This is a genomic window from Marinobacter alkalisoli (assembly GCF_045449855.1).
In the GTDB taxonomy this organism is placed as follows: domain Bacteria; phylum Pseudomonadota; class Gammaproteobacteria; order Pseudomonadales; family Oleiphilaceae; genus Marinobacter.
The window spans coordinates 24217-50206 of sequence record NZ_JBJJLC010000010.1 but is presented as its reverse complement, the minus strand read 5'-3'; the positions used below and the strand labels follow the sequence as shown (position 1 = coordinate 50206).

The following is a 25990-nucleotide window of genomic DNA, read 5'->3' as shown; positions in this document are numbered from 1 at the left end:
TCAGTTGTCTTGGGGTTATATAGTCAAGCAACTAAGCGCATACGGTGGATGCCTTGGCAGTCAGAGGCGATGAAAGACGTGGAAGCCTGCGATAAGGTTCGGGGAGCTGGCAAACGAGCTGTGATCCGGACATCTCTGAATGGGGAAACCCACCGACTTTCGGGTCGGTACCGTGCGGTGAATACATAGCCGTACGGGGCGAACTCGGGGAACTGAAACATCTAAGTACCCGAAGGAAAAGAAATCAACCGAGATTCCCTCAGTAGCGGCGAGCGAACGGGGACCAGCCCTTAAGCTGGACAACTGGTAGGAGAAGGCCCTGGAAAGAGCCGCCATAGTGGGTGATAGCCCCGTATCCGAAACCTGAGTCCAGTGAAATCGAGTAGGACGGGACACGAGACATCCTGTCTGAACATGGGGGGACCATCCTCCAAGGCTAAATACTCCTGACTGACCGATAGTGAACCAGTACCGTGAGGGAAAGGCGAAAAGAACCCCTGTGAGGGGAGTGAAATAGATCCTGAAACCGTATGCGTACAAGCAGTCGGAGCGGACTTGTTCCGTGACGGCGTACCTTTTGTATAATGGGTCAGCGACTTATGTTCAGTGGCGAGGTTAACCGTATAGGGGAGCCGTAGGGAAACCGAGTCTGAATAGGGCGATTTAGTCGCTGGGCATAGACCCGAAACCGGGCGATCTATCCATGAGCAGGTTGAAGGTTGAGTAACATCAACTGGAGGACCGAACCCACTGTCGTTGAAAAGCCAGGGGATGACTTGTGGATCGGAGTGAAAGGCTAATCAAGCCCGGAGATAGCTGGTTCTCCCCGAAAGCTATTTAGGTAGCGCCTCGGACGAATACCACAGGGGGTAGAGCACTGTTTCGGCTAGGGGGTCATCCCGACTTACCAACCCGATGCAAACTCCGAATACCTGTGAGTACTATCCGGGAGACACACGGTGGGTGCTAACGTCCATCGTGAAGAGGGAAACAACCCAGACCGCCAGCTAAGGTCCCCAAGTACCAGTTAAGTGGGAAACGATGTGGGAAGGCTCAGACAGCTAGGAGGTTGGCTTAGAAGCAGCCATCCTTTAAAGAAAGCGTAATAGCTCACTAGTCGAGTCGGCCTGCGCGGAAGATGTAACGGGGCTCAAACTGGTCACCGAAGCTGCGGCTGCATACTTTGTATGCGGGGTAGGGGAGCGTTCTGTAAGCCTGCGAAGGTGTGTTGAGAAGCATGCTGGAGGTATCAGAAGTGCGAATGCTGACATGAGTAACGACAATGGGAGTGAAAAACTCCCACGCCGGAAGACCAAGGGTTCCTGCGCAACGCTAATCGGCGCAGGGTGAGTCGGCCCCTAAGGCGAGACCGAAAGGTGTAGTCGATGGGAAACGGGTTAATATTCCCGTACCTTGGATCACTGCGATGGAGAGACGGAGAAGGCTAGGTGAGCCGGGCGACGGTTGTCCCGGTTTAAGCGAGTAGGGAGAGGACTTAGGCAAATCCGGGTCCTCAATCCTGAGACGCGACGACGACTGCTCATGCGAGCGGGAAGTCATTGATGCCCTGCTTCCAGGAAAATCTTCTAAGCTTCAGGTGATTCGAGACCGTACCCCAAACCGACACAGGTGGTCAGGTAGAGAATACCAAGGCGCTTGAGAGAACTCGGGTAAAGGAACTAGGCAAAATGGTGCCGTAACTTCGGGAGAAGGCACGCCGGTATGTACGTGAAGCCCCTGCGGGTGGAGCGGAAGCCGGTCGAAGATACCAGGCCCCTGCGACTGTTTATTAAAAACACAGCACTGTGCTAACACGAAAGTGGACGTATACGGTGTGACGCCTGCCCGGTGCCGGAAGGTTAATTGATGGGGTTAGCATTCGTGCGAAGCTCTTGATCGAAGCCCCGGTAAACGGCGGCCGTAACTATAACGGTCCTAAGGTAGCGAAATTCCTTGTCGGGTAAGTTCCGACCTGCACGAATGGCGTAACGATGGGGGCGCTGTCTCTACCCGAGACTCAGTGAAATTGAAATCGCCGTGAAGATGCGGTGTATCCGCGGCTAGACGGAAAGACCCCGTGAACCTTTACTATAGCTTCACAGTGAACTTTGAGCATGTTTGTGTAGGATAGCTGGGAGGCTTTGAAGCGAGAACGCCAGTTCTCGTGGAGCCAACCTTGAAATACCAGCCTGACATGTTTGAGGTTCTAACTTGGTCCCCTGATCGGGGATGAGGACACTGTGTGGTGGGTAGTTTGACTGGGGCGGTCTCCTCCCAAAGCGTAACGGAGGAGCACAAAGGTGGGCTAAGCACGGTCGGACATCGTGCGGTTAGTGTAATGGCACAAGCCCGCTTAACTGCGAGACAGACACGTCGAGCAGGTACGAAAGTAGGTCATAGTGATCCGGTGGTTCTGTATGGAAGGGCCATCGCTCAACGGATAAAAGGTACTCCGGGGATAACAGGCTGATACCGCCCAAGAGTTCACATCGACGGCGGTGTTTGGCACCTCGATGTCGGCTCATCACATCCTGGGGCTGAAGCCGGTCCCAAGGGTATGGCTGTTCGCCATTTAAAGTGGTACGCGAGCTGGGTTTAGAACGTCGTGAGACAGTTCGGTCCCTATCTGCCGTGGACGTTGGAGATTTGAGGAAAGCTGCTCCTAGTACGAGAGGACCGGAGTGGACGAACCGCTGGTGTTCGGGTTGTGTCGCCAGACGCATTGCCCGGTAGCTATGTTCGGACAGGATAACCGCTGAAAGCATCTAAGCGGGAAGCCCCTTCCAAGATGAGATCTCCCTGGACCCTTGAGGTCCCTGAAGAGCCGTTCAAGACCAGGACGTTGATAGGTCGGGTGTGTAAGCGCTGCGAGGCGTTGAGCTAACCGATACTAATTGCTCGTGAGGCTTGACTATATAACACCCAAGACAATTGCGGATAACGCAACGAAATCGATATCACAGTCGAAAGACACACGTTCCATCTCGTCCACCCAGTGATCAACCGTTTTGCCTGACGACCATAGCGGTCTGGAACCACCTGATCCCATCCCGAACTCAGAAGTGAAACAGACCTGCGCCGATGGTAGTGTGGCGTTGCCCATGTGAGAGTAGGTCATCGTCAGGCTCCTAATACCGAAAACCCCAGCATCCTTGATGTTGGGGTTTTTTATTGCCTGAAAGAAAACCCGTCGACAGGCGGCTTTAAGGCAGCCAGATCTCAAACACCCCGCCACCAAAACTACCACCGTTATGTAGCCGGATAGAGCCTGTGCGCTCCCCCTCGCTGTGCAGTCTGGCGACCGAAGATGCGAAAAACAGCCCAAGACTGGTGCTTCCGCTTTTGAAGTCCAGGGATTTGAAGTTCGGGGTTCCATTATGCTGCATCGTTTCTGGATAACCCTCGCCGTCGTCTTCAACACCGATCACCAGATACCCATCTTTTTCGCCAGCGGTCAGCCGTATTCGGCTTTTGGTGTATCGGATGGCATTGTTGATGGTGTTATTCAGTACCCCGGTCAGCAGGTCATCGTCAAAAAAGCCATTGATATCATCCGCCTCTACAGAGTATTCAAGTCCAAGCCCTTCCAGCAAAGGCGTGTGACGGGCGAGGTGATCTGACAGGAAACCCGGCACAAAATGCTCTTCGATGTGTGCTGACAGGTTGTTTTCACCAAGCCGGTAAATACCAAGCAGTTGAACGAGATCGTTGTGCATGCGTTCTGCTTCGTATTGCAGGGTGTTGAAACGGGAGGATTCACTCATGCTGTCAGCGTAGTCTGTCCGTAATTCATCCAGGGAGTTCAGCAACATGCCAAGGGAATTTTTCATGTCATGGACAGCGGAAGCCAGAACCATGGAAAAGTCGATATGATTGTCTCTGGAACTATCGGTACCTTGGTCAGACATCTTGTTCATGCCATCATTCCTTTCAGTTTTTTGCTTAATGCGAGATAACGACGATATTGCCGATGCTGTTCCGGCAAGCTGGCAAGTCTGTCCAGGTGTTGCTGGCACCGCTGCAATAACTGTGGATCGTTCTCGACATCCGCGTGCTTTTTCATAAGGACCTGAACCAGATTCAGGTTGAGTGCGGCGTGCGCTGGCACGATAGCGAGCGCACCCGAGAATTCATCAATAGCGGCTTCCAGGTCGCCGGATTCGAATGCTTTGATTCCATCCCGGTTATGGGCTCTGGCTTGTAGTTTCTGACGGAAGCCAACCGGTTCATCCAGCAGGTTTTCTATCTTCTGCAGGGTGTCCGGTTCCTCACGAAACCGTTGGGCCAACTGTCCCAACAAATGTTTGGCCTGGTCCTCACGGCCGAGTCGGAAAAGGGTCTTGGCATAATCAATGCCGGTGTCGGCGTCAATCAGATCCGGTTCGGCCAGGGCCTCTGCCACGGACTCAAGTGCTTTTTCAGCCTCTCTTATCCTGCCCTGCCCGGCATAAACCCTGGATTGAACAATTCTGCTTCGTACCTGTACGCCGTCGTCATCAGAGAAGCGTTTCTCCATTCTGGACAACACTTTGATGGCTTCGTCGGCATGCTTCGAACCTTCATCGCTGGAGTCGCCTTCACTCAGGTCAGACAGTGTCTGCCCCAGCGAGAGGTAATGATCTGAACTGTCATGGATGGAGTGGGTGCCAAGGTTCACTGTTTGGCGCCACGCATCTGAAGCGGTGGACATATCCTGGTTCGACGTAGCGAGGCGGGCCAGCTGTTTCTGCCGCAGCAACGCATTGGGCGAGTGTTCCGTGGCTTTTTCCAGTACCTGCTGTGCCTGTGTCACGCGGCCCTGGCGCTCAAGGCCATCGGCGAGCAGGTCATAGGCCTCCATATAATCAGGGTGTTTGCTGATCAGTTCCCTCAGTGCAGAGACTGCCTGATCATAATTCTGGGTGGCCAGGAGGATCTTGCCTCGCCCAAGCTTTGCCCATGACAGATCCCGTTGGTTGAGGACATCCGTGTAGATCTTGAGGGCGTGGCTGTAATCGCCGACCTGATAGTAGAGATCGGCCAGGGTTTTCATTAGCCAGGTTTTGTAACGGGGCTGCTTGGGCAGGGTGTTCAGACACAGTGAGATCGCCTCTGGGTAGTTTTCCCGGTCGATTTCACGGTTAATGGGGAGCAGTGCATTGCGCTGCTCGATCAGGCCACTGAGTCGCTTTTCCAGCATGGCGCGGTTGATGGGTTTGGTCAGGTAGGCATCAGGTTGGTACTCCCTGGCCCCCATCACCATTTCCTTGGAGGTTTCCGCAGTAACCATCAGGAACAGGGACGATCGCTTGAGCAGTTTCTTGTGTCTTAGCTCCTCCAGAATATGCTGGCCATTCTTGCCTTCACCAAGATTGTAATCACACAGAACCACATCAACGTGATTGTAGGCACAGTACTGAATGGCCGGGGCGCCATGAGCAACCAGCTCTATCTTGTCGGCGCCACAACTGCGCAACATCTGTCGCATGGACAGCCGGAAATTCTCAAAATCATCGATGATCAGGTAATGGAGCTTTCCAAAAGGATTGCCCCCGCTGGATCTCGTCGTGTCTGTCATGGACGCTTCTGTTTCAGTAGCTTGTTAACCAGTGCCCGCAGTGCCGCGGGTTTCACTGGTTTGTAGAGAATCTGGTAGCCTCGCGCTATTGCATCTTCCCTGACCTCGGGCGCCATGTAACCGGTGATCAGTATACCTGGGACGTCATCGCTGAACCCGTCTCTCAGCGCGTCCATGGCGTCCAGCCCGTTCCTGTTATCATCAAGCTGATAATCAGCAAGTATAATATCGGGTTGCTGTCCGTCCAGCTTGTAGCGGGCATCGTCGAGACTTTCCGCGGAGGTTACCTCACACTGCCAGTTGCCCAGCAGCGCGGCCATGCCCTGTAGGATGGCGGGATCGTTATCGATGCAAAGGACCTGGAGTCCTCCCAGGCTCGATACACGACGAGAGCTGGCCTGACTCTTTACCACCGATGTTTGGGGCTGTGCCGCGGGGACAACCGGCACGGTAATACTGAAGACACTGCCTCGCCCCTGAACAGAATGAACGTTGACCGGGTGATTGAGCATGCCACTGATGCGGTCCACGATGGCCAGGCCAAGACCCAGGCCTTTCTTGTCACGACCGTGCTGGAAGCGGCGGAACTCTTCGAAGATATGGGCAAGCTGATCCTCGGGTATCCCCGGACCGGTATCCCAGACTTCAATACGGGCATAGCCTTTCAGTCGACGGCAGCCCAGCAGAATTTTTCCTTCCGGGGTATACCGGATGGCGTTGGACAGGAAGTTCTGTACCACCCGACGCAGTAGTTTTGCATCAGAGCGGATCCACACCGTACTCGGTACCACATGGAGCTCCAGCCCCTGGTCTATGGCGATGGCTGAGAAGTCCGTTGCCAGGTGGCGCATTATGTCGTTAACCGGGAACGCGCCAATGTCCGGCTCCAGTGCGCCGGCGTCGAGTTTGGAGATGTCCAGCAGAGTGCTGATAATTTCCTCAGCGGCGCCCAGTGAGCTGTCGATGTGCTCCACCAGATCCTTCATGTCCCCGTCGGCTTTGCCAGCCAGGGCGGAGGTGAACAGGCGGGCGGCGTTCAGCGGTTGCAATAAATCATGACTGGCGGATGCCAGGAAGCGGGTCTTGCTCTGGTTTGCCTGTTCCGCAACGGACTTGGCCTTCAGCATCTGCTCGTTGATCACCTGCAATTCCTGGGTCCGCTCCTTCACCCGCTGCTCCAGGTAAATATTGGTTTCCTTGAGCGCCTGCTCCGTGCGCCTCATCGCGGTAATATCCTGAAACGTCGTGACATAGCCCCCGCCGGGAATGGGGCTGCCATCGACTCGCAAAACTGTGCCATCGGGACGCTGGCGTTCGTAGGACATGGGCAATCCGTCGCGCATGCTGCCACAGCGGTCGGTAATGATCTCGTCAATCCGCCGGGCGGACAGGTTGGCGTTGGTCAGGTTGTAGCGCATCAGGTCTTCGACCGGACGCCCGACACGAACGTAGCCTTTGGGGTAGTTGAACAACTCCAGATACCGGTGGTTCCAGACCACCAGCTGTTGTTGGTGATTGACCACCGACACCCCAAGGCTGATGTTCTCGATGGCAGACTGTAGCAGCTCACGGCTGAACGTCATCGCCTGTGACGCTTCATCAACAATACTGACCACATCCTCGATCTGCATGTCACGGCCAGTGAGTGTTGATTCCAGAACCACCCGAGCGGTTGACGCACCGATGACCGATGCCAGTTGCCGCTCAATGTATTTCATCAGATGCGAGGAGGCCGGTCGGTGAGGGTGCAGGCGAATGGCGTTGCGGCGCTCATAGTTCCGCAGAATGGTTTCGGAGCGTTCCTCCCCCATGAAGCGATCGCTCAGGGCCTGGAGATCGGACGTCAGGATTTCGCCCTGCCAGGTCTGGTGCTGGGGTGTTTCCGCCTTGGGCTGGGGATCATGAAAGAACGAGGCAATCTGGATTTTCTCGCGCACCCGCTGGCGTGTCAGCATCGACAGCACGACATAGGTCACAGTGTTGATACCCAGGCTCCAGATAATGCCGTGGCTGATATGGTCGAGCTCTGAGCCAAACAGGGCGGTCGGGCGCGTCCACCCCATACCCCATATGCCCTGGTCTATCAGCGTGTCGGTCAGCCAGCCGGTGGATGCAAGTGCTGGTAGCAGCATGGTGTAACACCACATCAGGAAGCCGAGTCCCAGCCCCCAGCTGGCGCCGGTAAAGTTCCCCCTCCGCCAGATGATGCCACCGACCAGTGCCGGGCCGAACTGTGCAGCGGCGGCAAATGACAGCAGACCGAAGGCGGTCAGGCTGTAATCTTCTCCCGCCATTCGGTAAAAGCCGTAGGCGGTCAGAAGCACCACGAATATGGCGACGCGGCGAATGCTCAGGAGAAGGTGGCTGAGATCCGCACGCTGATTCATCCTCGGGCGGAAGAACTTGAGCAGTGCCGGCATGATGATTTCGTTGCTGACCATGGTGGCAATGGCCACCGAACACACGATAACCATTGCCGCGGCCGCCGAACCGCCCCCGAGGAAGGCCAGAATGGCAAGCCATTCCTCACCGGCCAGAATGGGCAGTTTGAGAATCAGGATGTCGGGGTCGGTATTGCCGGCTTCAGGATAGAGCAGTCCGCCGGCGGCTATGGGCAGTACAAATGCGCTGGCAATGATCAGGTAAATAGGCATGGCCCAGCGGGCTGTCTCGAAATCCCGATGGTCGGTATTTTCCACCACCATGACGTGAAATTGCCTCGGCAGGCAGATAATCGCCAACATGGCCACCAGGGTCTGTGTAATAAACGCTGGCGCCTCGATGCCGTCGGTCGTGAGGGTGCCGGTCAGATCCGCTTCCCTGACGTTGGCAAGCAAATCACCAAAACCCCCGAACAGGCCAAAACTGACGAACAGGCCAACAGCGACGAAGGCCACGAGCTTGATCACGGATTCAAACGCTACAGCCTGAATCATCCCCCGGTGGTGCTCGGTGGACTCCAGGTGGCGCGTACCAAATAATACGGTGAATACCGCCAGAACCAGAGTGATATACCACGCTGAATCATTCCAGGCTGCGGTGCTCAGTTCATGGTAACCGGTGCTGGTATCCGACAATACATTGAAGCCCATGGAAATCGCCTTCAGCTGAAGCGCGATGTAGGGCACGCTGCCAATAAGGGCAAAAGTCGCGATCATGGCGGCAAGAATCTGCGACTTGCCATACCGTGAGGCAATGAAGTCGGCAATGGACGTGCTGTTGTTGCGTTTACTGATGTAGATAATCCGGCGCAACAACGGGGCGCCGAACACAAACACCAGTAATGGCCCCAGATAGATAGGGAGGAACCCCAGGCCCTCCTGGGTGGCCCGACCGACAGCGCCGTAGAACGTCCAGGATGTGAAATATACCGCCAGAGACAGGGCGTAGATGTGAGTCCGCGCCCAGCGGCGGCGATAAAGCCCGGGGTGGCGATCGCCGGCCCAGGCAATGGCAAACAGTAGCGAGATGTAGGTGATTGAAATCAGAACTAACAGCCAGCCACTGAGCATATACAGGCTTTCCCAAGAAACGATAGGTGGTTGTCAGACCCGGTTGCCCGGGTTATTCAGTGCATGCGGCCCTTAATAGCCGGTCATCCTGTGACAGGGTCCGGAGTTCGTCCAGATCCGGTTCGTCGTCCCTGGCGAAGGGCACAAGTTCCCGGGTATCACAGTTGAGCAGGTACATTTTATGGGATACGGCATCGGTGTATGACTGCTCAAACCGGTACAGATTGAACCGTACTACGTTTTGGTTGGGATTGTCCTGAACAATGCTGTCTGTATCCAGCACGGTAAAGGCTGTCACTTGCGGCACCACATAGGTCCAGGGGCGCCAGGGGGCGCCGTACTTTTCCGTGCTCACGACCACCGCTTCCTCAGGAAGCAGGGTTTGCTTCTGTTCGAACCAGTCGTATTCCATGTAGACCAGATAGGCCAGCATGCCCGCCCCCGCAAAGACCGGGATAATCCATTTTGGCGCTCTCTTTCGGGTCAGGGCACGGATGCCAAGGGCAATGCCCGCAGCGCCCAATCCGGAGAATACAGTCGCTACAAAAGTCCAGAACATAATAGGCTTTCCTCGAAAAAAAACGGGCTCCCTCACAGAGGAAGCCCGTTCGGGATCAACCGTCAGTACGTTGACTGATAGCGGTTGACTTGTTGCTTAGTGGTCTTGAGCGGTACCGGCACCACGTGGGTAACGGACGCTTTCAACCAGCTCCTGAATCTCAACGGGCGGCTCTTCAGTCGCATAAGAGACTGCAAAGGCTACCGCAAAGTTGATCAGGGCACCAACTGCACCGAAGGACAGCGGGGAAATACCCAGCAGCCAGTTATCGGGGGTATTGGCCAGGTTGTTGGTGCCAGGGATGAAGAACCAGCCCAGGAAGATGAAGATGTAAACCAGGGTTGCGCCAAGACCAGCCAGCATACCGGCAACGGCGCCCTTGTTATTTACACGCTTGGAGAAGATGCCCATCATCAGCACCGGGAACAGGGAAGCGGCGGCGATACCAAACGCCAGCGCTACGACCTGAGCCGCGAAGCCCGGAGGGTTGGCGCCAAGATAGGTCGCGACCACAATAGCCACCGCCATCGAGATACGCGCTGCTTTCAGCTCACCTTTCTCCGTAATTTTCGGATTGATAGCCCCCTTGATAAGGTCATGACTGATGGCTGAGGAAATGGCCAGCAGCAGACCCGCTGCCGTCGACAATGCTGCTGCCAGACCACCTGCGGCGATCAGACCGATGACCCAGCCAGGCAGGTTGGCGATTTCCGGGTTCGCCAGCACGAGAATGTCGTTGTTCACAACCAGCTCGTTACCTGCCCAGCCGCGGCTTTCCGCTTCCGGTGCAAAGGCTTCGGAGTCGTTGTACAACTGGATGCGGCCGTCGTTGTTTTTGTCCTCGTAGGTGATCAGACCGGTTTCTTCCCAGGTCGACATCCAGCCCGGACGGTTTTCATACTCGATTGGCGCAGAGGTCGGTCCTTCCGGATAGATAGTGGTCATCAGGTTCAGACGCGCCATGGAAGCGACAGCCGGAGCGGTCAGGTACAACAGGGCGATGAAGACCAGTGCCCAGCCTGCGGACCAGCGTGCGTCAGCCACCTTGGGTACGGTGAAGAAGCGGATAATAACGTGAGGCAGACCCGCAGTACCGATCATCAGGGACAGCGTAAACAGAACCATGTTCAGCTTGTTATCGACATCGGCTGTGTAGTCGCGGAAGCCCAGTTCGGTGATCACCTGGTCCAGCCGCTCTAGCAGGGGAAGCCCGGTTTCAGTATGTGTGGAGAACAGGCCCAGTGGCGGAATCGGGTTGCCAGTCAACTGCAGTGAAATGAACACGGCAGGGATGGTGTAGGCAATGATCAGTACGCAGTACTGGGCAACCTGGGTGTAGGTGATGCCCTTCATGCCACCCAGAACGGCATAGATGAAGACCACAACGGCGGCAATGATCAGACCCATGGTGGCTTCAACTTCCAGGAAGCGGGAGAAGGCCACGCCGGCGCCGGCCATTTGACCGATGACGTAGGTCACAGACGCCACAATCAGGCAGACAACGGCCACCAGGCGAGCGTTACGGCTGTAGAAGCGGTCGCCGATGAACTCCGGCACCGTAAACTTGCCGAACTTGCGCAGGTAAGGCGCCAGCAGCATCGCCAGCAGGACATAGCCCCCGGTCCAGCCCATAAGGAAGGTGGAGTTCGCATAACCACCGGCGGCAATCAGGCCCGCCATGGAGATAAAGGATGCTGCAGACATCCAGTCAGCGCCGATAGCCATACCGTTGGTTACCGGGTGAACGCCGCCGCCGGCAACGTAGAAGTCCTTGGTGCTACCGGCCTTCGCCCAGATCGCGATGCCGATATAGAGGAGGAAGGAGCCCCCCACGAACAGAATATTGATTGCAAATTGGCTCATTCGATCTTACTCCTCGTGTACGCCGAATTGTTCATCGATCTTGTTCATGCGCCATGCATAGAAGAAGATCAGAGCAATAAACGTAAGGATCGACCCTTGTTGGGCGAACCAGAAGCCAAGATCGGTTCCACCGATTGCAATGCCCGAAAGCAGCGGGCGCAGCAGGATGGCAAAGCCATAGGAAACGAGGGCCCAAATGATCAGGCTCCCGAATATCAGGCGAAGATTCGCCTTCCAGTAATTTTCAGCGTCGTAGCTATGACCTGACATAGGATCACTCCTGTATTGTTGTTGTGGAGGTTGGGTGTGTTGTTACTGGAGAGATACGATTGCTAGAGAATTTATTATTCATATAGGTGCTTCTCCGACTTGTTGTCCTCTCTGACTTTACTGGTCAAGGGATATATAGATATTGGCAAAAGGTCTAATTCTCAGTCATTTGCCTCGGAATCGGACGATTCCATAGCTCGAAGGGTGTCGGCTCAGAAGCGCTGCATCCTCTTCAGGCGCCGGTAGTAATGTAGCTTGTTGGTCAGCTCTCCAAGCGTTGAAACGTCATTTTTTTGTGCCTTATTGAGTGCAATCAGCGTCAATTCTGCGGTCGCCAGCGCGTCTGCGGCCGCATGATGGCGTTCGCTGACCTCCAGACCGAAGAAATCGACCCAGTTGTCCAGGCCGCGCCCGCCGGGTTTGGCGCCCGGGAAGAAAGCCGGTAGCAACTCGGCCGCATCGATCCAGGTGTGACTTTGGGTGTAGCCCAGTGTCCGTCTCAGGGTTTTCTCCAGGAACTTCTGGTCGAACGCCGAGTGGAAAGCCAGGATCGGGTCACCATTCATCCATTCCAGCAGGTGAAGCAGCGCGTCTTCGGTTTCATGTCCCCGGGTCAGGGCCTCGGGGCCTATGCCATGGATAAGTACTGTCTCGCTGATATCAAGTTCGGGGCGGCGAAGAATCAGGTCGAACTGGTCTTCCAGGTGGATGACGCTCCCCGTGATGGCAACGGCGCCGATGGCGATGACCTGGTCTTTTCCTGTGTGAAAGCCGGTGGTTTCCAGATCCAGCACAACCAGCCGGCAGTCAGACAGCGCCTGATCACCGGCGGCCCTGGGGGAGGGGAGGTGCTCAGGGTCATGTGCCCCGTGCGTTCCGGCGCGACGTTGTCCAATCCAGTTACGGATCTGTTCCAGCATATCACCTGGCCCTTTCATCATAGTTGGTAGGTGACTTCCAGCTTTTGCTGGAGACGCTGGGCCTGTCGGAACGATTCCCTCAGGATCCGACGGTCCAGCGGGTTGAGATCATCCGGGTCAATGTAATTGGACAGCGGTTCATTGCGATCCAGCATTTCCTGGTGGGCCCGCATGCGAATAGCCTGGATAAGGCTGTAGGCTTCTTTCCAGGCATTGGCATCCTTGGGATCAAACGCCCCCTTGGCAACGAGCCGGTCCATACGTTCAAGGGTGTTGGCTTCCTCCACCCCGTTTGCCAGGGCAAACACCCGGATGGCCTCTACAAAGGGGGCCAGCCCCTGGCGCTTGAGATCAATGGTGTGTTTCCTGCCGTCTGGCGCGTAGCGGAAATTGCGAAAAATGGTGAGCGGCGGTCGCCGGTTCATGGCGTTGCCGGCCAGCATTTTCTGGAACAGGGCATTTTTCTGGATACGTGTCAGGACCTTGCCGTACAGATCTTCCAGAGGCCCGGTAGGGCCAAAGACTGCACGCATGTCGAGGAAAATAGAGGAGTACACCAGATTTTGCGGTGTCGATGCGTCGATGAAGCGAATAAACCAGTCGTCCCATTCCCTGCCGCTCAGGCATAGCTTCGGGTTGCTGGCCATGATGTTGCCCTTACACAAGGTAAAGCCACATTCCGCCAGTTCCCTGTTCACCTTCTCTGCAAATGGCAGAAGCTTCTCCCGCACCTGTTCCTCCGTCATGCCTTCCGGTGTCTCAAACAGGATGCCGTTATCCTGGTCGGTCAGCAGCGTTTGCTCCTGTCTCCCTTCGCTGCCGAAGGTCAGCCAGGTAAAGGGAATGCCGGGGTCGTTTTTCTTGATGTTGAGCTCCAGCACCCGCCGCACAGTCACGTCATTCAGCGTGGTAATGATTTTTACCACCTGGCCGGAGTCGGCGCCATGGGCGAGCATGGCATCCACCAGGCGGGATACGTCCGAGCGGAGGCTGACGAGGGTGCGTAAATGGGTGGCGGTGCCGATGGTCCTGGCCAGGTTGACCAGGTCCACCCGTTGGAGGGAGAACAGGTCACGTTCGGAAACCACTCCGATCAGACGATGCTCTTCATCGATCACGCACAGGTGGGCAAAATGGTGCTCGGCCATCAGCATGGCGGCCTCAAAGGCATCGGCGTTGGAGGTCAGGCAAATGGGGTTTCTGGTCATGACCTGGCTGATCGGGGTGTTGAGGGGGCCTTTTTCCTCGGCCACCATGGTGCGCAGATCCCTCAGGGTAAAAATGCCGGTGGGGTGCCGCTCATCATCGGTAATGATAATGCTCCCCACGTTGTTTTCGTGCATCCGGGCGACGGCCTTGCGAACCGGAAGGTCTGGAGAGCAGACAATCGGATTCCGGAGGGCGTACCGCTCCAGAGGGGTGTCCAGGGAACTGCTGGAGCCGATAGACGCCATGGCGCCGGACTGAATTCGCTGGTTGACCTGGTCCAGCAGGCTGCTGACACCTCGCAGGCAAAAATCGCGGAATGGGTCGCTTTCCGAAAGCAGGGTGACAAAAGCATCGTGTTCGATGCTCAGGCAGAAAGTATCGCCCGAGGCGCGGTGAAGGGTGCGGGTGGGGCGCTCGCCTACGAGCGCCGCCAGGGGAAAACACTCCCCCTGACTGATCTCGAAGGTGGTCTCAGTCTTGTCTTCCTTTTCGTTGTGGCGTTCGCCGCGAATTCGCCCCTGCTTCACCACATAGAAACGTTGAACCGGGCCATCCTCGGGAGACAGCACAATGTCGCCATCGGCATAGAAGCGTAGCGAGGCGTGCTCGGCGAAGTGCGCGAGATGTGTATCATCCATGCTGGAAAACGGGGCATGCTCCCCGAGAAACATCATGATCGCGCGGGTGTTCTGGGGGCGGGGGGTATCCGTCGAGGCGGCAACCATACTATCGTCCGTCCTGTTTGTTGTAGTCTCGAGTGTAGATCAGGCCCTGAGGGGCAGCCCTACGATTTTCGTCGCAGGTAGTTACACTGAGACCGTCTGGCTTTATGCCCGTGGGGCCGGGTGGTAAAGTTCCGTTAACTCCAACGCTGAACAACATTATCATGACGACCAAAGACGAGCGCCTGAGCTTTCTGGAAGAAATGAAGGATGTCCGGCGCATCCGCAGGCCCAATCGTGCGGAAGTTAAAACGCCGAGGGAAGTGACGCCCGGTCATCTGGAGCGCCAACGGTCTGCCGTGGACCAACCCGTGAAAGATGCGAATCATCTGACATCCGATATGGTGGAGCCCCTGACGGCACATGATATTCTGAGCTGGCAGCGCCCTGGCGTCCAGCATGGCGTGTTCCGCAAACTGAGGCTGGGCCAGTATCCGATAGAGGCGAGGCTGGACCTGCACCGTATGACCGTTGAGGAAGCCCGGCGGGAGGTCTTCGGTTTCATCAATGATTGCGTGCGCTACGGTCTTCGCTCAGTCATCATTCTCCATGGCAAAGGCGAGCGCAACCCGGATGGTATTGCCCAACTGAAAAGTTACCTCGCGAAATGGCTGCCGGAACTGGACAGCGTGCTTGCCTTCCATTCGGCCCGGAAACACCATGGCGGCACGGGCGCGGTCTATGTCATGGTTCGCAAGAGCGAGCGGGACAAGCAACACAATCGCGAAATACATGGCAGCCGGTAACGGCGCCGGCTGTATACTAAGGCTGAACCGATCAAACAGCCTGGTAAGACAGGACTCTGGAGAAAGCTATGGCTAAGAAACTGTTCTTTGTAGTGTGTATATCCCTGGCGATGGCGGGTTGTAAGGACCGGGTGATCTGGAATGACAATGGCAAGGTGGATGAAGCCACGGAAAACCGGGAAGTCTGGGATACCAAAGGCAAAATGGACGGTGATGACCGCAAGATCTGGAATGATCAGGACGGCGAAGCTGTCGTAAAATAGGTCTGAAACTGCCCGCTGCCCCAGCGTTGGCTGAGTCTGGAGAATGCCCTTGTTCGATGTAACCCGATACGCCCGGGCGGCCGAGTCCATTATTGACGCCGGGCGCTTCCTGTATGGCCGTGGCTGGTCACCGGCGACCAGCAGTAACTACTCTGCCCGTATTGATGCCAACCATATTGCCATTACGGTTTCCGGTCGCCACAAGGGCGAACTGGGGGCCAGCGATGTCATGGTGGTGGATCTGGCCGGCCAGGCAGTTCAGAGCCAATCCCGCTCGTCTGCGGAAACCCGGCTGCATACGGTGCTGTATGAGCTGTTTCCGGATGTCGGAGCGGTGCTTCATACCCACTCGGTCAATGCGACGGTTCTCAGTCGAATCCTGCCTCCGGATCAGTCACTGGAGCTACAGGGCTATGAACTGCAGAAAGCCTTTCCCGGCCATGACACCCATGAAGACACGCTGGTCGTGCCGGTATTCGACAACACGCAGGACATTCCGCACCTGGCCGAGCGGACAAAGCAATGGTTCCGGGACCATCCGGACCAGCCCGGTTACCTGATCCGGGGCCACGGTCTTTATACCTGGGGCAGGACCATGGCAGACTGCCTGAGGCATATTGAGGCGTTTGAATTCCTGTTTGAGTGTGAACTTGCAACCATGAGGCTCCGTCCATGACTACCCTGAGCATTTTTAACCAGAACCAGCCAGAGCAACCTCAGACGGTGACGGAAGACGCCAGCGAAATCCAGCGGTTGCTGGGGGAAAAGGGCATTCGATTCGAGCAATGGCCGACCCGTGACCTGCAAGAGGACGCTACCCAGGATGCGATTCTGGAAGCCTATCAGGCAGAGGTGGCGGCGCTGAAACAGGAATGTGGGTTTCAGACCGCCGATGTGATCAGCCTGAATCCGGACAATCCGCAGAAAGACACCCTGCGCCAGAAATTTCTGGATGAACACGTACACAGTGAAGATGAAGTGCGTTTCTTCGTGCGCGGCCAGGGCTTGTTCTATCTGCATCTGGACGATCAGGTATTTGCCGTGCTGTGCCAGAAAAACGATCTGATCAGTGTGCCTGACGGTACCCGCCACTGGTTCGATATGGGGCCTGAGCCCCGCTTCACCTGTATCCGCCTTTTTTCCAACCCTGAAGGCTGGGTCGCCAATTTTACCGGTGAAGACATCGCCAGCCGACTGCCGCGCTATGAAAAACTGGCTGGGGCTGCCTGATGATCCGAGTGATTCTCACTGACATTGAAGGCACCACCAGCTCCATATCGTTTGTCCACGAAGTGCTGTTTCCCTACGCGGCAGAACACATCGCGGATTTTGTCCGTGAAGGGGCCGCGGATACCCCCGCCATCGCCGAGCAGCTGGATGTAGTTGCGCAGCGTTCCGGGGTTGATCGTGGTGACATCGAGGGGCTGATTGACGTTCTCCAGTCATGGATCCGCGACGACCGCAAGGAAACCTCTCTGAAGGCTCTGCAGGGCATGCTCTGGGAACAGGGTTACCAGCAGGGCGCCTTTCATGGCCATATCTACCCGGATGCCGCGGATTACCTCCAGCGCTGGCACGACCGGGGGCTGAGGTTGTTCGTCTATTCCTCCGGATCGGTGAAGGCCCAGAAGCTGATTTTCGGATTCAGCGAAGCAGGGGACTTCACGCCGTTCTTCTCTGGTTATTTCGATACCCGGGTAGGGGGCAAGAAGGAAGCCCAGTCCTATCGCAATATCCTGGAGCAATTGGGTGTGGAGCCGGAAACGGTGCTGTTTCTGTCCGATGTGGAAGCGGAACTGCAAGCCGCGGAGGAAGCCGGTATCCAGACCGCCTGGCTGGTTCGGGAAGGCGAACTGCCGAACACTGACCGGGTGGTGGCCCGGAATTTTGCCGAGGTGGATGACCTGCTCAGAAAGCGTTGAGGACTTGCTGCCGCTACGCGGGCCGTTCGTCCTGGTTCAGGGGGTATCTGCGCAGTGATTGTGCGTCATCTGATCGTTGTTTTCCTGGCTCTGGTGACCGCCGGCTGCAACCCGTTCTCTGAAGCTCCGTCGATGATGGATGAATACGTTGAGCGGGTCGCCAGGGTGCTCGATGGCGAGGTGTCGCTGTCGGAATTGCCCGAGATCCAGCGTATGCCGCGTCGGCGCGACCGTCGTATGGACATGCCCGATCTGGATATGGGCATCCTGGATTTCCTGTCGCTCTATGGCTGTCAGTTGCAGTACGTCGTTGGTGAGCGCAACTCGGTGATGGGGCGGGTCATGGATCCGCTGAATCGCCTTCGTTACGAACTCCGTTTTATTGAAGCCGCCCGTGACTGCCTGCCGGATATCGACCGCGAAAAGTTGAAAAAGAGCGTTGAACAGGCGATAGACAGCAAGCTGGAATCGTTGCCAGTGGCCATCTGGAACGCAACCTGGGCTACGGAAGAAATAGAAACACTGTTCACCCTGTCCAAGGGATACTTCCCCGTGGCCGCCGATGGCAACCCGGTATCGGACCTGTCTGCTGACATCAGTCGCCTCAACTCAACTGTGCAGTCCCTTCTGGAAGGTCGACTCGGCCATTCACTGGACTATGTGGGTGAGGTGCACCAGCGCTGGCAGGCAGAACACCGGGCAGGTCAGCTGCTGAACAGCGCGCGCCTGCTGATCGCCAGGCTGGACGACGCCACGGCGCTTATCCGGTCACGGCTGGGCAGCCGTCCGCTGTGCATTGACGGCAAGCCCAACAGCCAGTCCGATATCGTCCGGAACATGTTCTTCAGTGTCTACATCGACAGGGTTCAGCCCTATATGAGTGACGTTCGTCGCGCCCGGGACGACCTGATCCGTCCGCTGGCGGCCTTGTCAGTCGCTCAGGAGGAGGTAATGCCGGATTCCTTCAGTGCCTGGTCCCGCCGCTACCTGGCCACAACCGGGGATGACAGCCTGTGGCAGGCGCTGGATCGCGCAATGGCAGAGCACACGGAGAGCTGGCAGCAACTGTTGGGGCAGTGTGGCCTGAGGCCGGGCGCCTGAACCGACGATCAGCGCTGACTTTCGGGGGTAACGCGCAGTATTTCCTCAATCGTTGTCTGGCCCGCGGCCACTTTCTGAGCGCCGCTTAATCGCAAGGATTTCATCCCGGTCTTGTAGGCCTCGAGTCGCAACTGCTCAAGTTCGCACTGATCGGTGATCCGGGCGCTCAGGTCGCCGGACAACTTGAGGATTTCATAAACTCCGGCACGGCCATAATAGCCGGTGTTGCGGCATTCCAGACAGCCTACCGGCTGGTAGACCTGCTCTGGCGTCGGGGCTTTCCATGGGCGCGTGAGGCTTTTCCAGGCCTGGTCATCCACGGGGCCGGGTGCCTTGCAGTGAGGACACAGGGTGCGTGCCAGGCGTTGCGCCATTACCCCGAGAACCGTGGCGCGGATCAGGTAGGGTGGAATGCCCAGTTCCATCAGGCGTGTGATTGCGCTGGGTGCGTCGTTGGTGTGCAGGGTAGAGAGCACAAGATGCCCCGTCAGCGCAGCCTGTACCGCCATTTCAGCGGTTTCGAGATCGCGGATCTCACCGATCATGATGATGTCCGGATCCTGGCGCAGAAGCGCCCGGACACCGGAGGCAAATGTCAGCTCAATGTTGGTCTGGACCTGCATCTGGTTGAAGGCAGGCTCCACCATCTCGATCGGGTCTTCAATGGTGCAGAGGTTTACCTCCGAGGAGGCCAACTGCTTGAGAGTCGAATAGAGTGTGGTGGTTTTGCCCGACCCGGTGGGGCCGGTGACCAGGACAATACCGTGGGGACGATCGGTAATATCGTGCCAGCGCTCCCGGTCTTCGCGGGAGAAGCCCAGCTGTTCGTAGGACTTGAGCAGAACTTCGGGATCGAAAATCCGCATCACCATTTTCTCGCCAAATGCCGTGGGCATGGTGGCAAGGCGTAATTCCACCTCGCTGTTGTCCGGCTTTCGGGTTTTGATGCGGCCGTCCTGGGGGCGGCGCTTTTCCGCGACGTTGAGGCGCCCCAGGATTTTCAGGCGGCTGGTGACGGCCACGCCTACCTGGTCCGGGAATTCATACACATTGTGCAGCACGCCGTCTATCCGGAAGCGTACCTGAGTAACGTTGCGCCTCGGCTCGATGTGAATATCGGATGCACGCTGGTCAAACGCATACTGCAATAGCCAATCCACGATTTTGACAACGTGCTGGTCATTGGCATCGGGGTTCTCGTTGGCGCCCAGGTCCAGCAGCTGCTCGAAATTCTGGTTGCCGGCAGAACCGGACCCTTGTCGACCACTGGCCTTGCTGACGGAATTGGCCAACTGGTAGAACTCGACCGTATAGCGGCGGATATCCTCCGGGTTGGCCACAACCCGGCGAATGTCTTTCTGCACCGCCTGGCGAAGGTTGCTTTCCCAGTCGCTTTTGAAAGGTTCGGCGCTGGCGATCAGCACCTCCTCCGGGTGTATCTCGACCGCCAGTATGCCGTGGCGCTGGGCAAAGGCGTAGGACATTACCCTGGCGATGGAGGGAGTATCAATCTTCAGGGGATCAATGTGGTACCAGGGCTGCCCCGCCCACTCTGCCAGCCACTGGGTCAGGCGATCCAGATCCAGTGTGCGGCCGGAATTCAGGCTCTTGAGGCTGGCAATAGCAAACAGCTCAAGGGGGTGTCGGCGGTCGGTGTCCGCACCGATATTGGCCTGCAGGATGCGATCGGCATCCTGCTGGGAGATTTCACCGCCGGTGACCAGAGCCGTCGCCAGGTCGCGAAGGGTCAGAGTGCTTCTGGGCGGTGCAGGTGCGCGGAGGTTACCCATAAGAAGACCCAATCATGCGCCCGTGGCCGGAAGCGGTCGATTCACTTTCAGATGCACCATGGCGACCGTGAACAGCAGGAACGTCAGGATCGTCAGGATGAGCGGGGCAGCGGCGCCCTCGCTCAGCCAGGCCGAGACCACCGCCTGGGTGAAGTAAAAAATCACCACAAAGGCCATCCAGATATATCCCCGGTTATGACCGCGAAAGACCGGAACCGCAAAGGCCAGCAGGGGAAGCAGTTTGACTGTCAGCATCAGCGGAACCGACACGCCCTCGACCTGGGTTGGATAAAACGTGGTAATCAGGAGTGTCGCCAATACCGCAATGTACAGGCCGATGGTCAGTCTGGCTGTTACGCGTGCTTTCGGGTTGTGGAGCATAGGTGCTTTCCGTTTATGATCTTGTCAGTGTCTTGAATGCTGGCTCAAAAAAGTTTCAGTGCCAGGGTGCCCAGCCGTTCACCAAAGCTCTGGCAAACGGTTTTTTCATGGCTTGTCAGCGGCTGCTGCTCGCCAGTGCCCGCCCAGTGAGAAGGGCCATAGGGCGTCCCTCCGGACGAGGTTTCATTCAGCGCTGACTCTGAATAGGGCACACCACACAACACCATGCCATGATGCAACAGGGGCAACATCATGCTGAGCAGGGTGGCTTCCTGGCCGCCGTGGAGACTGCCGGTGGAGGTAAACGCTCCGGCGGGCCTGCCTGACAGGGTGCCGTTCAGCCACAGATCCCCGGTGTTGTCCAGAAAGTGCTTGAGCGGCGCCGCCATGTTGCCGAAACGGGTCGGGCTGCCAATGGCCAGGCCAGCGCAGTGAGCAAGGTCGTCCTTGCTGGCGTAGGGGGCGCCGCTGTCGGGAACCGGTGGCAGGGTTGACTCGGTATCCGGAGACACCGGTGGCACCGTGCGAATGCGAACGTCCACACCGTTCACCCGCGATACACCGCGGCCAATCTGGGTGGCCATTTCGGCGGTCTGACCGGTTTGGCTGTAGTAGAGCACCAGTACGTATGGGGTGTCAGACGACATCAACAGGCTCCGGTCAGAGAATGGCCAGCACGTTTTCCGGCGGACGACCCAGGGCAACCTTGTCGCCACAGATCACGATAGGGCGTTCAATCAGTTTGGGAGTGGCCACCATGGCACTGACCAAGGCATCACGATCCAGTTCCGGGCTATCCAGGCCAAGTTCCCTGTACTCCTTTTCCTTGGTACGCATCAACTGGCGGGGTTCATAACCGAGCACATCCAGGATGTGTATGAGTTCCTGCTCTGTCGGTGGGGTTTCAAGGTAGCGTATAATCTCCGGCTCGATACCGCGATCAGTAAGCAGTTCAAGGGTTTGTCTGGATTTTGAACAGCGGGGGTTGTGGAAAATACGGGTCGGTTCTGTCATCTTCTGGCCTGAGTTTTAAATGGCTTTCCTGAATTTCGGATGCCCCGTAGTCTAACAGGAGGACTCTCCGTGCAGTACCCTGCAAGGTCTCGTTGTCGAACTCTCTTTTCACCTCTGGTCGTGGTGATCTCCCTGTTGGCGCTGTCTGGTTGTGAAAAGGTGGCGTTCGAGCAGGCACAAGGTGAGCCTGTCGACTGGGACAGTCTTCGGGGGCAGTGGGTCCTGGTGAATTATTGGGCCGAGTGGTGCAAGCCTTGTCTGGAAGAAATACCCGAATTGAATAAGCTGGACCGCAGTAGCCGTATTACTGTGCTGGGCGTGAATTTTGACGGCATCAAGGGGCAGGCGTTGGTCGATCTGGGCGAAACCATGGGTATCCGCTATACCATGCTGGCGGAAGATCCGGGCCCTGAGTTTGGCTGGAAAACCCCGGTGGGATTGCCTGCTACCTTTGTGGTGAATCCTGAGGGTGAGCTGCACGAGACCCGTTTCGGACCCGTGACGGAAGCAGAAGTGAAAGAACTGACGGGCGGCTGATATCGCCCGCAACTGGAATTCAACAGCAGGAATAGCCTGACGTTATGGCGCAAACCTTTGTACACCTCCGCGTACACTCCGAATACTCCATGGTGGATGGACTGGTGCGGGTCAAGCCGCTGGTCAGCCGGGTTGCGGAGCTCGGCATGCCGGCCGTGGGCCTCACCGATCAGTCGAACATGTGCGCGCTTGTGCGCTTTTACAAGGCCGCCACCGGAGCGGGCGTCAAGCCCATTATTGGTGCCGATCTGTGGCTGGAGAATCCTGAGGAGCCGGAAAACCCCTTCCGTCTGACGCTGCTGGCCCGTAACAATGACGGTTACCTTCACCTGACTGAAATCATCAGTCAGGGTTACACGGAAGGCCAGCGTTTTGGTAAGCCCATCATTCAGCGGGCGTGGCTGGAAGCCCGTTCAGGAGGCCTGATCGCCCTGTCGGGGGGCAAACTCGGTGATGTGGGCAGGGCGTTGCTGGCGGGTAAGCCGGAGCTGGCCCGGGAACGGGCCGAATACTGGATGAATCTCTATCCGGATGCCTATTACCTGGAACTTCAGCGCACCGGCCGTGCCGGCGACGAAGACTGCCTGCACCTGAACGTCGAGCTGGCGGAATCCCTGGCGATTCCGGTGGTGGCCACTAACGATGTTCATTTTCTGGAAACCGAAGATTTCGAGGCCCATGAAGCCCGGGTCTGCATTGGCGAAAGCCGGACTCTGGACGATCCCCGCCGTGACCGCCGGTTCAGTGATCAGCAATTCCTCCGCAGTGCGGAAGAAATGATCGAGCTGTTCGAGGACATTCCTGAAGCGGTTGAGAACACCGTCGAGATTGCCCGCCGCTGCTCGGTCAAAGTTCGCATGGGTGAGTACTTCCTGCCCAACTACCCGATTCCCGACGGGATGACCATGGACGAATACTTTCGCAAGGTGTCGGAAGACGGCCTGGAAGAACGCCTGGCCAAAACCCTGAGCAAGGACGATCCCGAATACGACACCAAGCGCGAAGCCTATTACACGCGTCTTAACTTTGAGCTGGATATCATCATCCAGATGGGGTTCCCCGGGTACTTCCTCATCGTAATGGACTTTATCAAATGGGCGAAGAACAACGGCGTGCCGGTGGGCCCTGGCCGGGGTTCCGGCGCCGGCTCCCTGGTAGCCTACGCGCAGTTGATTACCGATCTGGACCCGCTGGAATACGACCTGCTGTTTGAGCGCTTCCTGAACCCGGAACGGGTATCCATGCCCGACTTTGACGTCGACTTCTGTATGGAAGGGCGGGACCGGGTGATTGCCTACGTGGCGGAAAAATACGGCCGTGAGGCGGTATCCCAGATCATCACGTTCGGCACCATGGCCGCGAAGGCGGTGGTGCGGGACGTGGCCCGGGTTCAGGGTAAGTCCTACGGCCTGGCGGACAAATTGTCCAAGATGATTCCGTTTGAGCCGGGGATGACCCTGGAGAAGGCCCTTGAGCAGGAGCCCCAACTGACCGATTTCCTCGAGCAGGATGAGGAAGCCCAGGAAATCTGGGATATGGCCCTGAAGCTGGAAGGTGTGTGCCGGAACGCCGGTAAGCATGCCGGGGGGGTGGTGATCGCGCCCACCAAGATCACCGACTTTTCGCCGCTGTATTGCGACGACGAAGGCGGCAGCCTGGTGACCCAGTTCGACAAGGGCGATGTGGAAGACGCCGGTCTGGTGAAGTTCGACTTCTTGGGGCTGCGGACCCTCACTATCATCGACTGGGCCCTGAAAATGGTCAATCCGCGCCGGGAAAAGCGCGGACTGCCACCGCTGGATATCAACGAGATCCCGCTGGCGGACGTGCCGTCCTTCGATATGTTGAAGAAAGCGGAAACCACGGCGGTGTTTCAGCTGGAATCCCGCGGCATGAAGGATCTGATCCGCCGCCTGCAGCCGGACTCCCTGGAAGACATGATCGCCCTGGTAGCGCTGTTCCGTCCGGGTCCGCTGCAGTCAGGGATGGTGGACGACTTCATCGACCGTAAGCATGGCCGGCAGCCGGTCTCGTTTCCGCACCCGGATTATCAGTACGATGGCCTGAAACCGGTACTGGAGCCCACCTATGGGGTCATCCTGTACCAGGAGCAGGTCATGCAGATCGCCCAGGTGATGGCCGGTTACAGCCTCGGTAACGCCGACATGTTGCGTCGGGCCATGGGCAAGAAAAAACCCGAGGAGATGGCCAAGCAGAAACAGTTCTTTCTTGACGGCTGTGAAAAGAATGGCATCGACAAGGTCCTGGCGGAGAACATTTTCGACCTGGTGGAAAAGTTCGCCGGTTACGGCTTTAACAAGTCGCACTCCGCCGCCTATGCCCTGGTGTCCTATCAGACGCTGTGGCTGAAGGCCCATTACCCGGCCGAATTCATGGCCGCGGTTCTCACCGCCGATATGCAGAATACCGACAAGGTCGTGACGCTGGTGGAAGAGTGTCGGAACATGAAGCTGGACCTTTTGGTGCCGGACGTCAGCCGCTCGGAATATACCTTTACCGTTAACGACGACGGCCAGATCGTATATGGCCTCGGCGCCATCAAGGGGCTGGGTGAAGGACCGATTCAGAGCATTGTAGAAGGCAGGGCCGATGGCGAACCCTATCAGGATATCTTCGATTTCTGTCGCCGGGTGGACCCGAAGAAAGTCAACAAGCGGGCCATGGAAGCGCTGATCCGCTCCGGTGCCATGGACAAAATGGGTGCCGGTCGGGCACAACTCATGGCCAGCATCGACAAGGCGGTGCAACAGGCTGGGCAGCAGTCCCGTAACGACGCCGTGGGCATGATGGACATGTTTGGGGAAACCCTGGAAGCGGGCGGCGACACCGATCCCTACGAAGACGTGGCCCATGTCCGGGAATGGCCGGAGAAAGAGCGGCTGAAAGGGGAGAAAGACACCCTGGGCCTGTACCTGACCGGGCACCCGTTCGATGAATACGAGAAAGAAGTGCGCCGGTTTGTGCGCTCGTCCATCTCTGACCTCAAGCCCAACAAGTCACCCCAGCGGGTGGCCGGGCTCGTGGTTGCCCAGCGCACCATGAAAACCCGTACCGGGTCCACTATGTGTTTTATAACCCTGGATGACCGCAGTGCCCGCATCGAAGCCACGCTGTTTTCGGAAGCGTTCTTCGAGAATCGCGAACTGCTGCAGTCGGATCAGGTGATAGTGGTGGAAGGTCAGGTCAGCCACGACGATTATTCCGGTCAGATGAAGATGCGGGTCAACTCCGTCATGGACGTCGGGACCGCACGCCAGCAGTTCAGCCGCGGGCTGAAGTTGTCTCTGCATGCGGACCAGTTGCAAAATGGTCTGCTGGACAAGCTGGGGAGTACCCTTGAGCCGTTTCGTTGCGAGGGGAGTCCGGTGTGGATCGAGTACAGCAGCGCGGAAGCGAGAACACGCATTGAGCTGGGAGAAGCCTGGAGGATCCAGCCAGATGACGACCTGTTGCTGGAGTTACGCTACCTTGTGGGCGACCAGTCCGTGGAACTGGTCTATGATTGAGGAATGCAGCAGGTTTAACGTTAAATGTTTGTCAGACTGCGGACTCATACCAATGTCCGCTTTAGCCTCGGAGCGGGCACTGCTATCTTTGTCCAAA

20 protein-coding genes and 2 rRNA genes are annotated in these 25990 nt (G+C 57.1%); 10 read left to right on the top strand and 12 right to left on the bottom strand.

Features of this window, described 5'->3' with window-relative positions; all coding sequences use genetic code 11:
- Positions 1–21 precede the first annotated feature (21 nt).
- Together ACJO5Y_RS05430 and rrf are read left to right on the top strand one after the other, a co-directional pair.
- A 23S ribosomal RNA gene (locus ACJO5Y_RS05430) occupies positions 22–2915 on the top strand.
- Positions 2916–3011: 96 nt separating this feature from the next.
- Positions 3012–3126 (top strand): 5S ribosomal RNA (gene rrf / locus ACJO5Y_RS05425).
- A 77-nt stretch (positions 3127–3203) separates the two neighbouring features.
- On the opposite strand, the gene ACJO5Y_RS05420 is transcribed toward rrf, so the two are convergent.
- From ACJO5Y_RS05420 to ACJO5Y_RS05385, 8 genes are all read right to left on the bottom strand, one after another.
- Entirely contained in the window at positions 3204–3908 is a 705-nt protein-coding gene (locus tag ACJO5Y_RS05420; RefSeq protein ID WP_406985406.1) for a sensor histidine kinase, read from the bottom strand.
- A 5-nt stretch (positions 3909–3913) separates the two neighbouring features.
- Positions 3914–5557 carry a tetratricopeptide repeat protein gene (locus ACJO5Y_RS05415; protein WP_406985403.1) on the bottom strand — a complete coding sequence of 548 codons (1644 nt, stop codon included), beginning with the start codon at positions 5555–5557 and terminating at the stop codon, positions 3914–3916.
- Entirely contained in the window at positions 5554–9069 is a 3516-nt protein-coding gene (locus tag ACJO5Y_RS05410; protein ID WP_406985402.1) for a hybrid sensor histidine kinase/response regulator, read from the bottom strand. Before ACJO5Y_RS05410 ends, ACJO5Y_RS05415 begins: the two co-directional genes overlap by 4 nt.
- 52 nt (positions 9070–9121) lie before the next feature.
- Positions 9122–9628: a hypothetical protein gene (locus ACJO5Y_RS05405; protein WP_406985401.1), complete on the bottom strand. Its 507-nt coding sequence runs from the start codon at positions 9626–9628 to the stop codon at positions 9122–9124.
- A 96-nt stretch (positions 9629–9724) separates the two neighbouring features.
- Complete coding sequence (locus ACJO5Y_RS05400) at positions 9725–11491, bottom strand: sodium:solute symporter family protein (protein WP_406985400.1); 1767 nt, start codon at positions 11489–11491, stop codon at positions 9725–9727.
- Positions 11492–11497: 6 nt separating this feature from the next.
- Positions 11498–11761, bottom strand: a complete 264-nt coding sequence (locus ACJO5Y_RS05395; protein WP_406985399.1) for a DUF4212 domain-containing protein — start codon at positions 11759–11761, stop codon at positions 11498–11500.
- Between the two features lie 212 nt (positions 11762–11973).
- A complete protein-coding gene (locus ACJO5Y_RS05390) occupies positions 11974–12681 on the bottom strand; it encodes a 3'-5' exonuclease (RefSeq protein ID WP_406985398.1) in 708 nt (235 codons plus the stop codon).
- 17 nt (positions 12682–12698) lie between these two features.
- A complete protein-coding gene (locus ACJO5Y_RS05385) occupies positions 12699–14615 on the bottom strand; it encodes a putative nucleotidyltransferase substrate binding domain-containing protein (RefSeq protein WP_406985397.1) in 1917 nt (638 codons plus the stop codon).
- 161 nt (positions 14616–14776) lie between these two features.
- On the opposite strand from ACJO5Y_RS05385, the gene smrA reads away from it, so the two are divergent.
- The 6 genes from smrA (at position 14777) to ACJO5Y_RS05355 (ending at position 18644) form a co-directional block, all read left to right on the top strand.
- A complete protein-coding gene (gene smrA / locus ACJO5Y_RS05380; RefSeq protein WP_406985396.1) occupies positions 14777–15358 on the top strand; it encodes a DNA endonuclease SmrA in 582 nt (193 codons plus the stop codon).
- 68 nt (positions 15359–15426) lie between these two features.
- Complete coding sequence (locus tag ACJO5Y_RS05375) at positions 15427–15621, top strand: hypothetical protein (RefSeq protein ID WP_406985395.1); 195 nt, start codon at positions 15427–15429, stop codon at positions 15619–15621.
- A gap of 49 nt (positions 15622–15670) precedes the next feature.
- Complete coding sequence (locus ACJO5Y_RS05370; RefSeq protein WP_406985394.1) at positions 15671–16297, top strand: methylthioribulose 1-phosphate dehydratase; 627 nt, start codon at positions 15671–15673, stop codon at positions 16295–16297.
- Positions 16294–16851 carry a 1,2-dihydroxy-3-keto-5-methylthiopentene dioxygenase gene (locus tag ACJO5Y_RS05365; RefSeq protein ID WP_406985393.1) on the top strand — a complete coding sequence of 186 codons (558 nt, stop codon included), beginning with the start codon at positions 16294–16296 and terminating at the stop codon, positions 16849–16851. The genes ACJO5Y_RS05370 and ACJO5Y_RS05365 overlap by 4 nt, the downstream gene beginning before the upstream one ends.
- A complete protein-coding gene (gene mtnC, locus ACJO5Y_RS05360) occupies positions 16851–17543 on the top strand; it encodes an acireductone synthase (RefSeq protein WP_406985392.1) in 693 nt (230 codons plus the stop codon). Before ACJO5Y_RS05365 ends, mtnC begins: the two co-directional genes overlap by 1 nt.
- A 54-nt stretch (positions 17544–17597) precedes the next feature.
- Positions 17598–18644 carry a DUF3080 family protein gene (locus ACJO5Y_RS05355; protein ID WP_406985391.1) on the top strand — a complete coding sequence of 349 codons (1047 nt, stop codon included), beginning with the start codon at positions 17598–17600 and terminating at the stop codon, positions 18642–18644.
- Between the two features lie 8 nt (positions 18645–18652).
- Here ACJO5Y_RS05355 and tfpB read toward each other — a convergent pair whose 3' ends face one another.
- From tfpB to arsC, 4 genes are read right to left on the bottom strand one after another with little or no spacing between them, the layout of a single operon-like run.
- On the bottom strand, positions 18653–20434 hold the full coding sequence (gene tfpB, locus ACJO5Y_RS05350; protein WP_406985390.1) for a type IV pilus assembly ATPase TfpB: 1782 nt from the start codon (positions 20432–20434) through the stop codon (positions 18653–18655).
- Between the two features lie 12 nt (positions 20435–20446).
- Positions 20447–20815, bottom strand: a complete 369-nt coding sequence (locus ACJO5Y_RS05345; protein ID WP_406985389.1) for a DUF2069 domain-containing protein — start codon at positions 20813–20815, stop codon at positions 20447–20449.
- Positions 20816–20859: 44 nt separating this feature from the next.
- Positions 20860–21462 carry an NAD(P)H:quinone oxidoreductase gene (gene wrbA / locus ACJO5Y_RS05340; protein WP_406985388.1) on the bottom strand — a complete coding sequence of 201 codons (603 nt, stop codon included), beginning with the start codon at positions 21460–21462 and terminating at the stop codon, positions 20860–20862.
- Positions 21463–21475: 13 nt separating this feature from the next.
- Positions 21476–21829, bottom strand: coding sequence for an arsenate reductase (glutaredoxin) (gene arsC / locus ACJO5Y_RS05335; RefSeq protein WP_406985387.1), 354 nt, complete (start codon positions 21827–21829; stop codon positions 21476–21478).
- Positions 21830–21898: 69 nt separating this feature from the next.
- Between arsC and ACJO5Y_RS05330 the strand changes: the two genes are divergently transcribed.
- Positions 21899–22366 carry a TlpA family protein disulfide reductase gene (locus ACJO5Y_RS05330; protein WP_406985386.1) on the top strand — a complete coding sequence of 156 codons (468 nt, stop codon included), beginning with the start codon at positions 21899–21901 and terminating at the stop codon, positions 22364–22366.
- Between the two features lie 44 nt (positions 22367–22410).
- Entirely contained in the window at positions 22411–25893 is a 3483-nt protein-coding gene (dnaE, locus tag ACJO5Y_RS05325; RefSeq protein WP_406985385.1) for a DNA polymerase III subunit alpha, read from the top strand.
- Positions 25894–25990: the final 97 nt, after the last annotated feature.

Bases quoted from the DNA above. Each gene is read 5' to 3' on its own strand.
- ACJO5Y_RS05420 (WP_406985406.1), bottom strand. From the start codon at position 3,908: ATGTCTGACCAAGGTACCGATAGTTCCAGAGACAATCATATCGACTTT.
- ACJO5Y_RS05415 (WP_406985403.1), bottom strand. From the start codon at position 5,557: ATGACAGACACGACGAGATCCAGCGGGGGCAATCCTTTTGGAAAGCTC.
- ACJO5Y_RS05410 (WP_406985402.1), bottom strand. From the start codon at position 9,069: ATGCTCAGTGGCTGGCTGTTAGTTCTGATTTCAATCACCTACATCTCG.
- ACJO5Y_RS05405 (WP_406985401.1), bottom strand. From the start codon at position 9,628: ATGTTCTGGACTTTTGTAGCGACTGTATTCTCCGGATTGGGCGCTGCG.
- ACJO5Y_RS05400 (WP_406985400.1), bottom strand. From the start codon at position 11,491: ATGAGCCAATTTGCAATCAATATTCTGTTCGTGGGGGGCTCCTTCCTC.
- ACJO5Y_RS05395 (WP_406985399.1), bottom strand. From the start codon at position 11,761: ATGTCAGGTCATAGCTACGACGCTGAAAATTACTGGAAGGCGAATCTT.
- ACJO5Y_RS05390 (WP_406985398.1), bottom strand. From the start codon at position 12,681: ATGCTGGAACAGATCCGTAACTGGATTGGACAACGTCGCGCCGGAACG.
- ACJO5Y_RS05385 (WP_406985397.1), bottom strand. From the start codon at position 14,615: ATGGTTGCCGCCTCGACGGATACCCCCCGCCCCCAGAACACCCGCGCG.
- smrA (WP_406985396.1), top strand. From the start codon at position 14,777: ATGACGACCAAAGACGAGCGCCTGAGCTTTCTGGAAGAAATGAAGGAT.
- ACJO5Y_RS05375 (WP_406985395.1), top strand. From the start codon at position 15,427: ATGGCTAAGAAACTGTTCTTTGTAGTGTGTATATCCCTGGCGATGGCG.
- ACJO5Y_RS05365 (WP_406985393.1), top strand. From the start codon at position 16,294: ATGACTACCCTGAGCATTTTTAACCAGAACCAGCCAGAGCAACCTCAG.
- mtnC (WP_406985392.1), top strand. From the start codon at position 16,851: ATGATCCGAGTGATTCTCACTGACATTGAAGGCACCACCAGCTCCATA.
- tfpB (WP_406985390.1), bottom strand. From the start codon at position 20,434: ATGGGTAACCTCCGCGCACCTGCACCGCCCAGAAGCACTCTGACCCTT.
- ACJO5Y_RS05345 (WP_406985389.1), bottom strand. From the start codon at position 20,815: ATGCTCCACAACCCGAAAGCACGCGTAACAGCCAGACTGACCATCGGC.
- wrbA (WP_406985388.1), bottom strand. From the start codon at position 21,462: ATGTCGTCTGACACCCCATACGTACTGGTGCTCTACTACAGCCAAACC.
- arsC (WP_406985387.1), bottom strand. From the start codon at position 21,829: ATGACAGAACCGACCCGTATTTTCCACAACCCCCGCTGTTCAAAATCC.
- dnaE (WP_406985385.1), top strand. From the start codon at position 22,411: ATGGCGCAAACCTTTGTACACCTCCGCGTACACTCCGAATACTCCATG.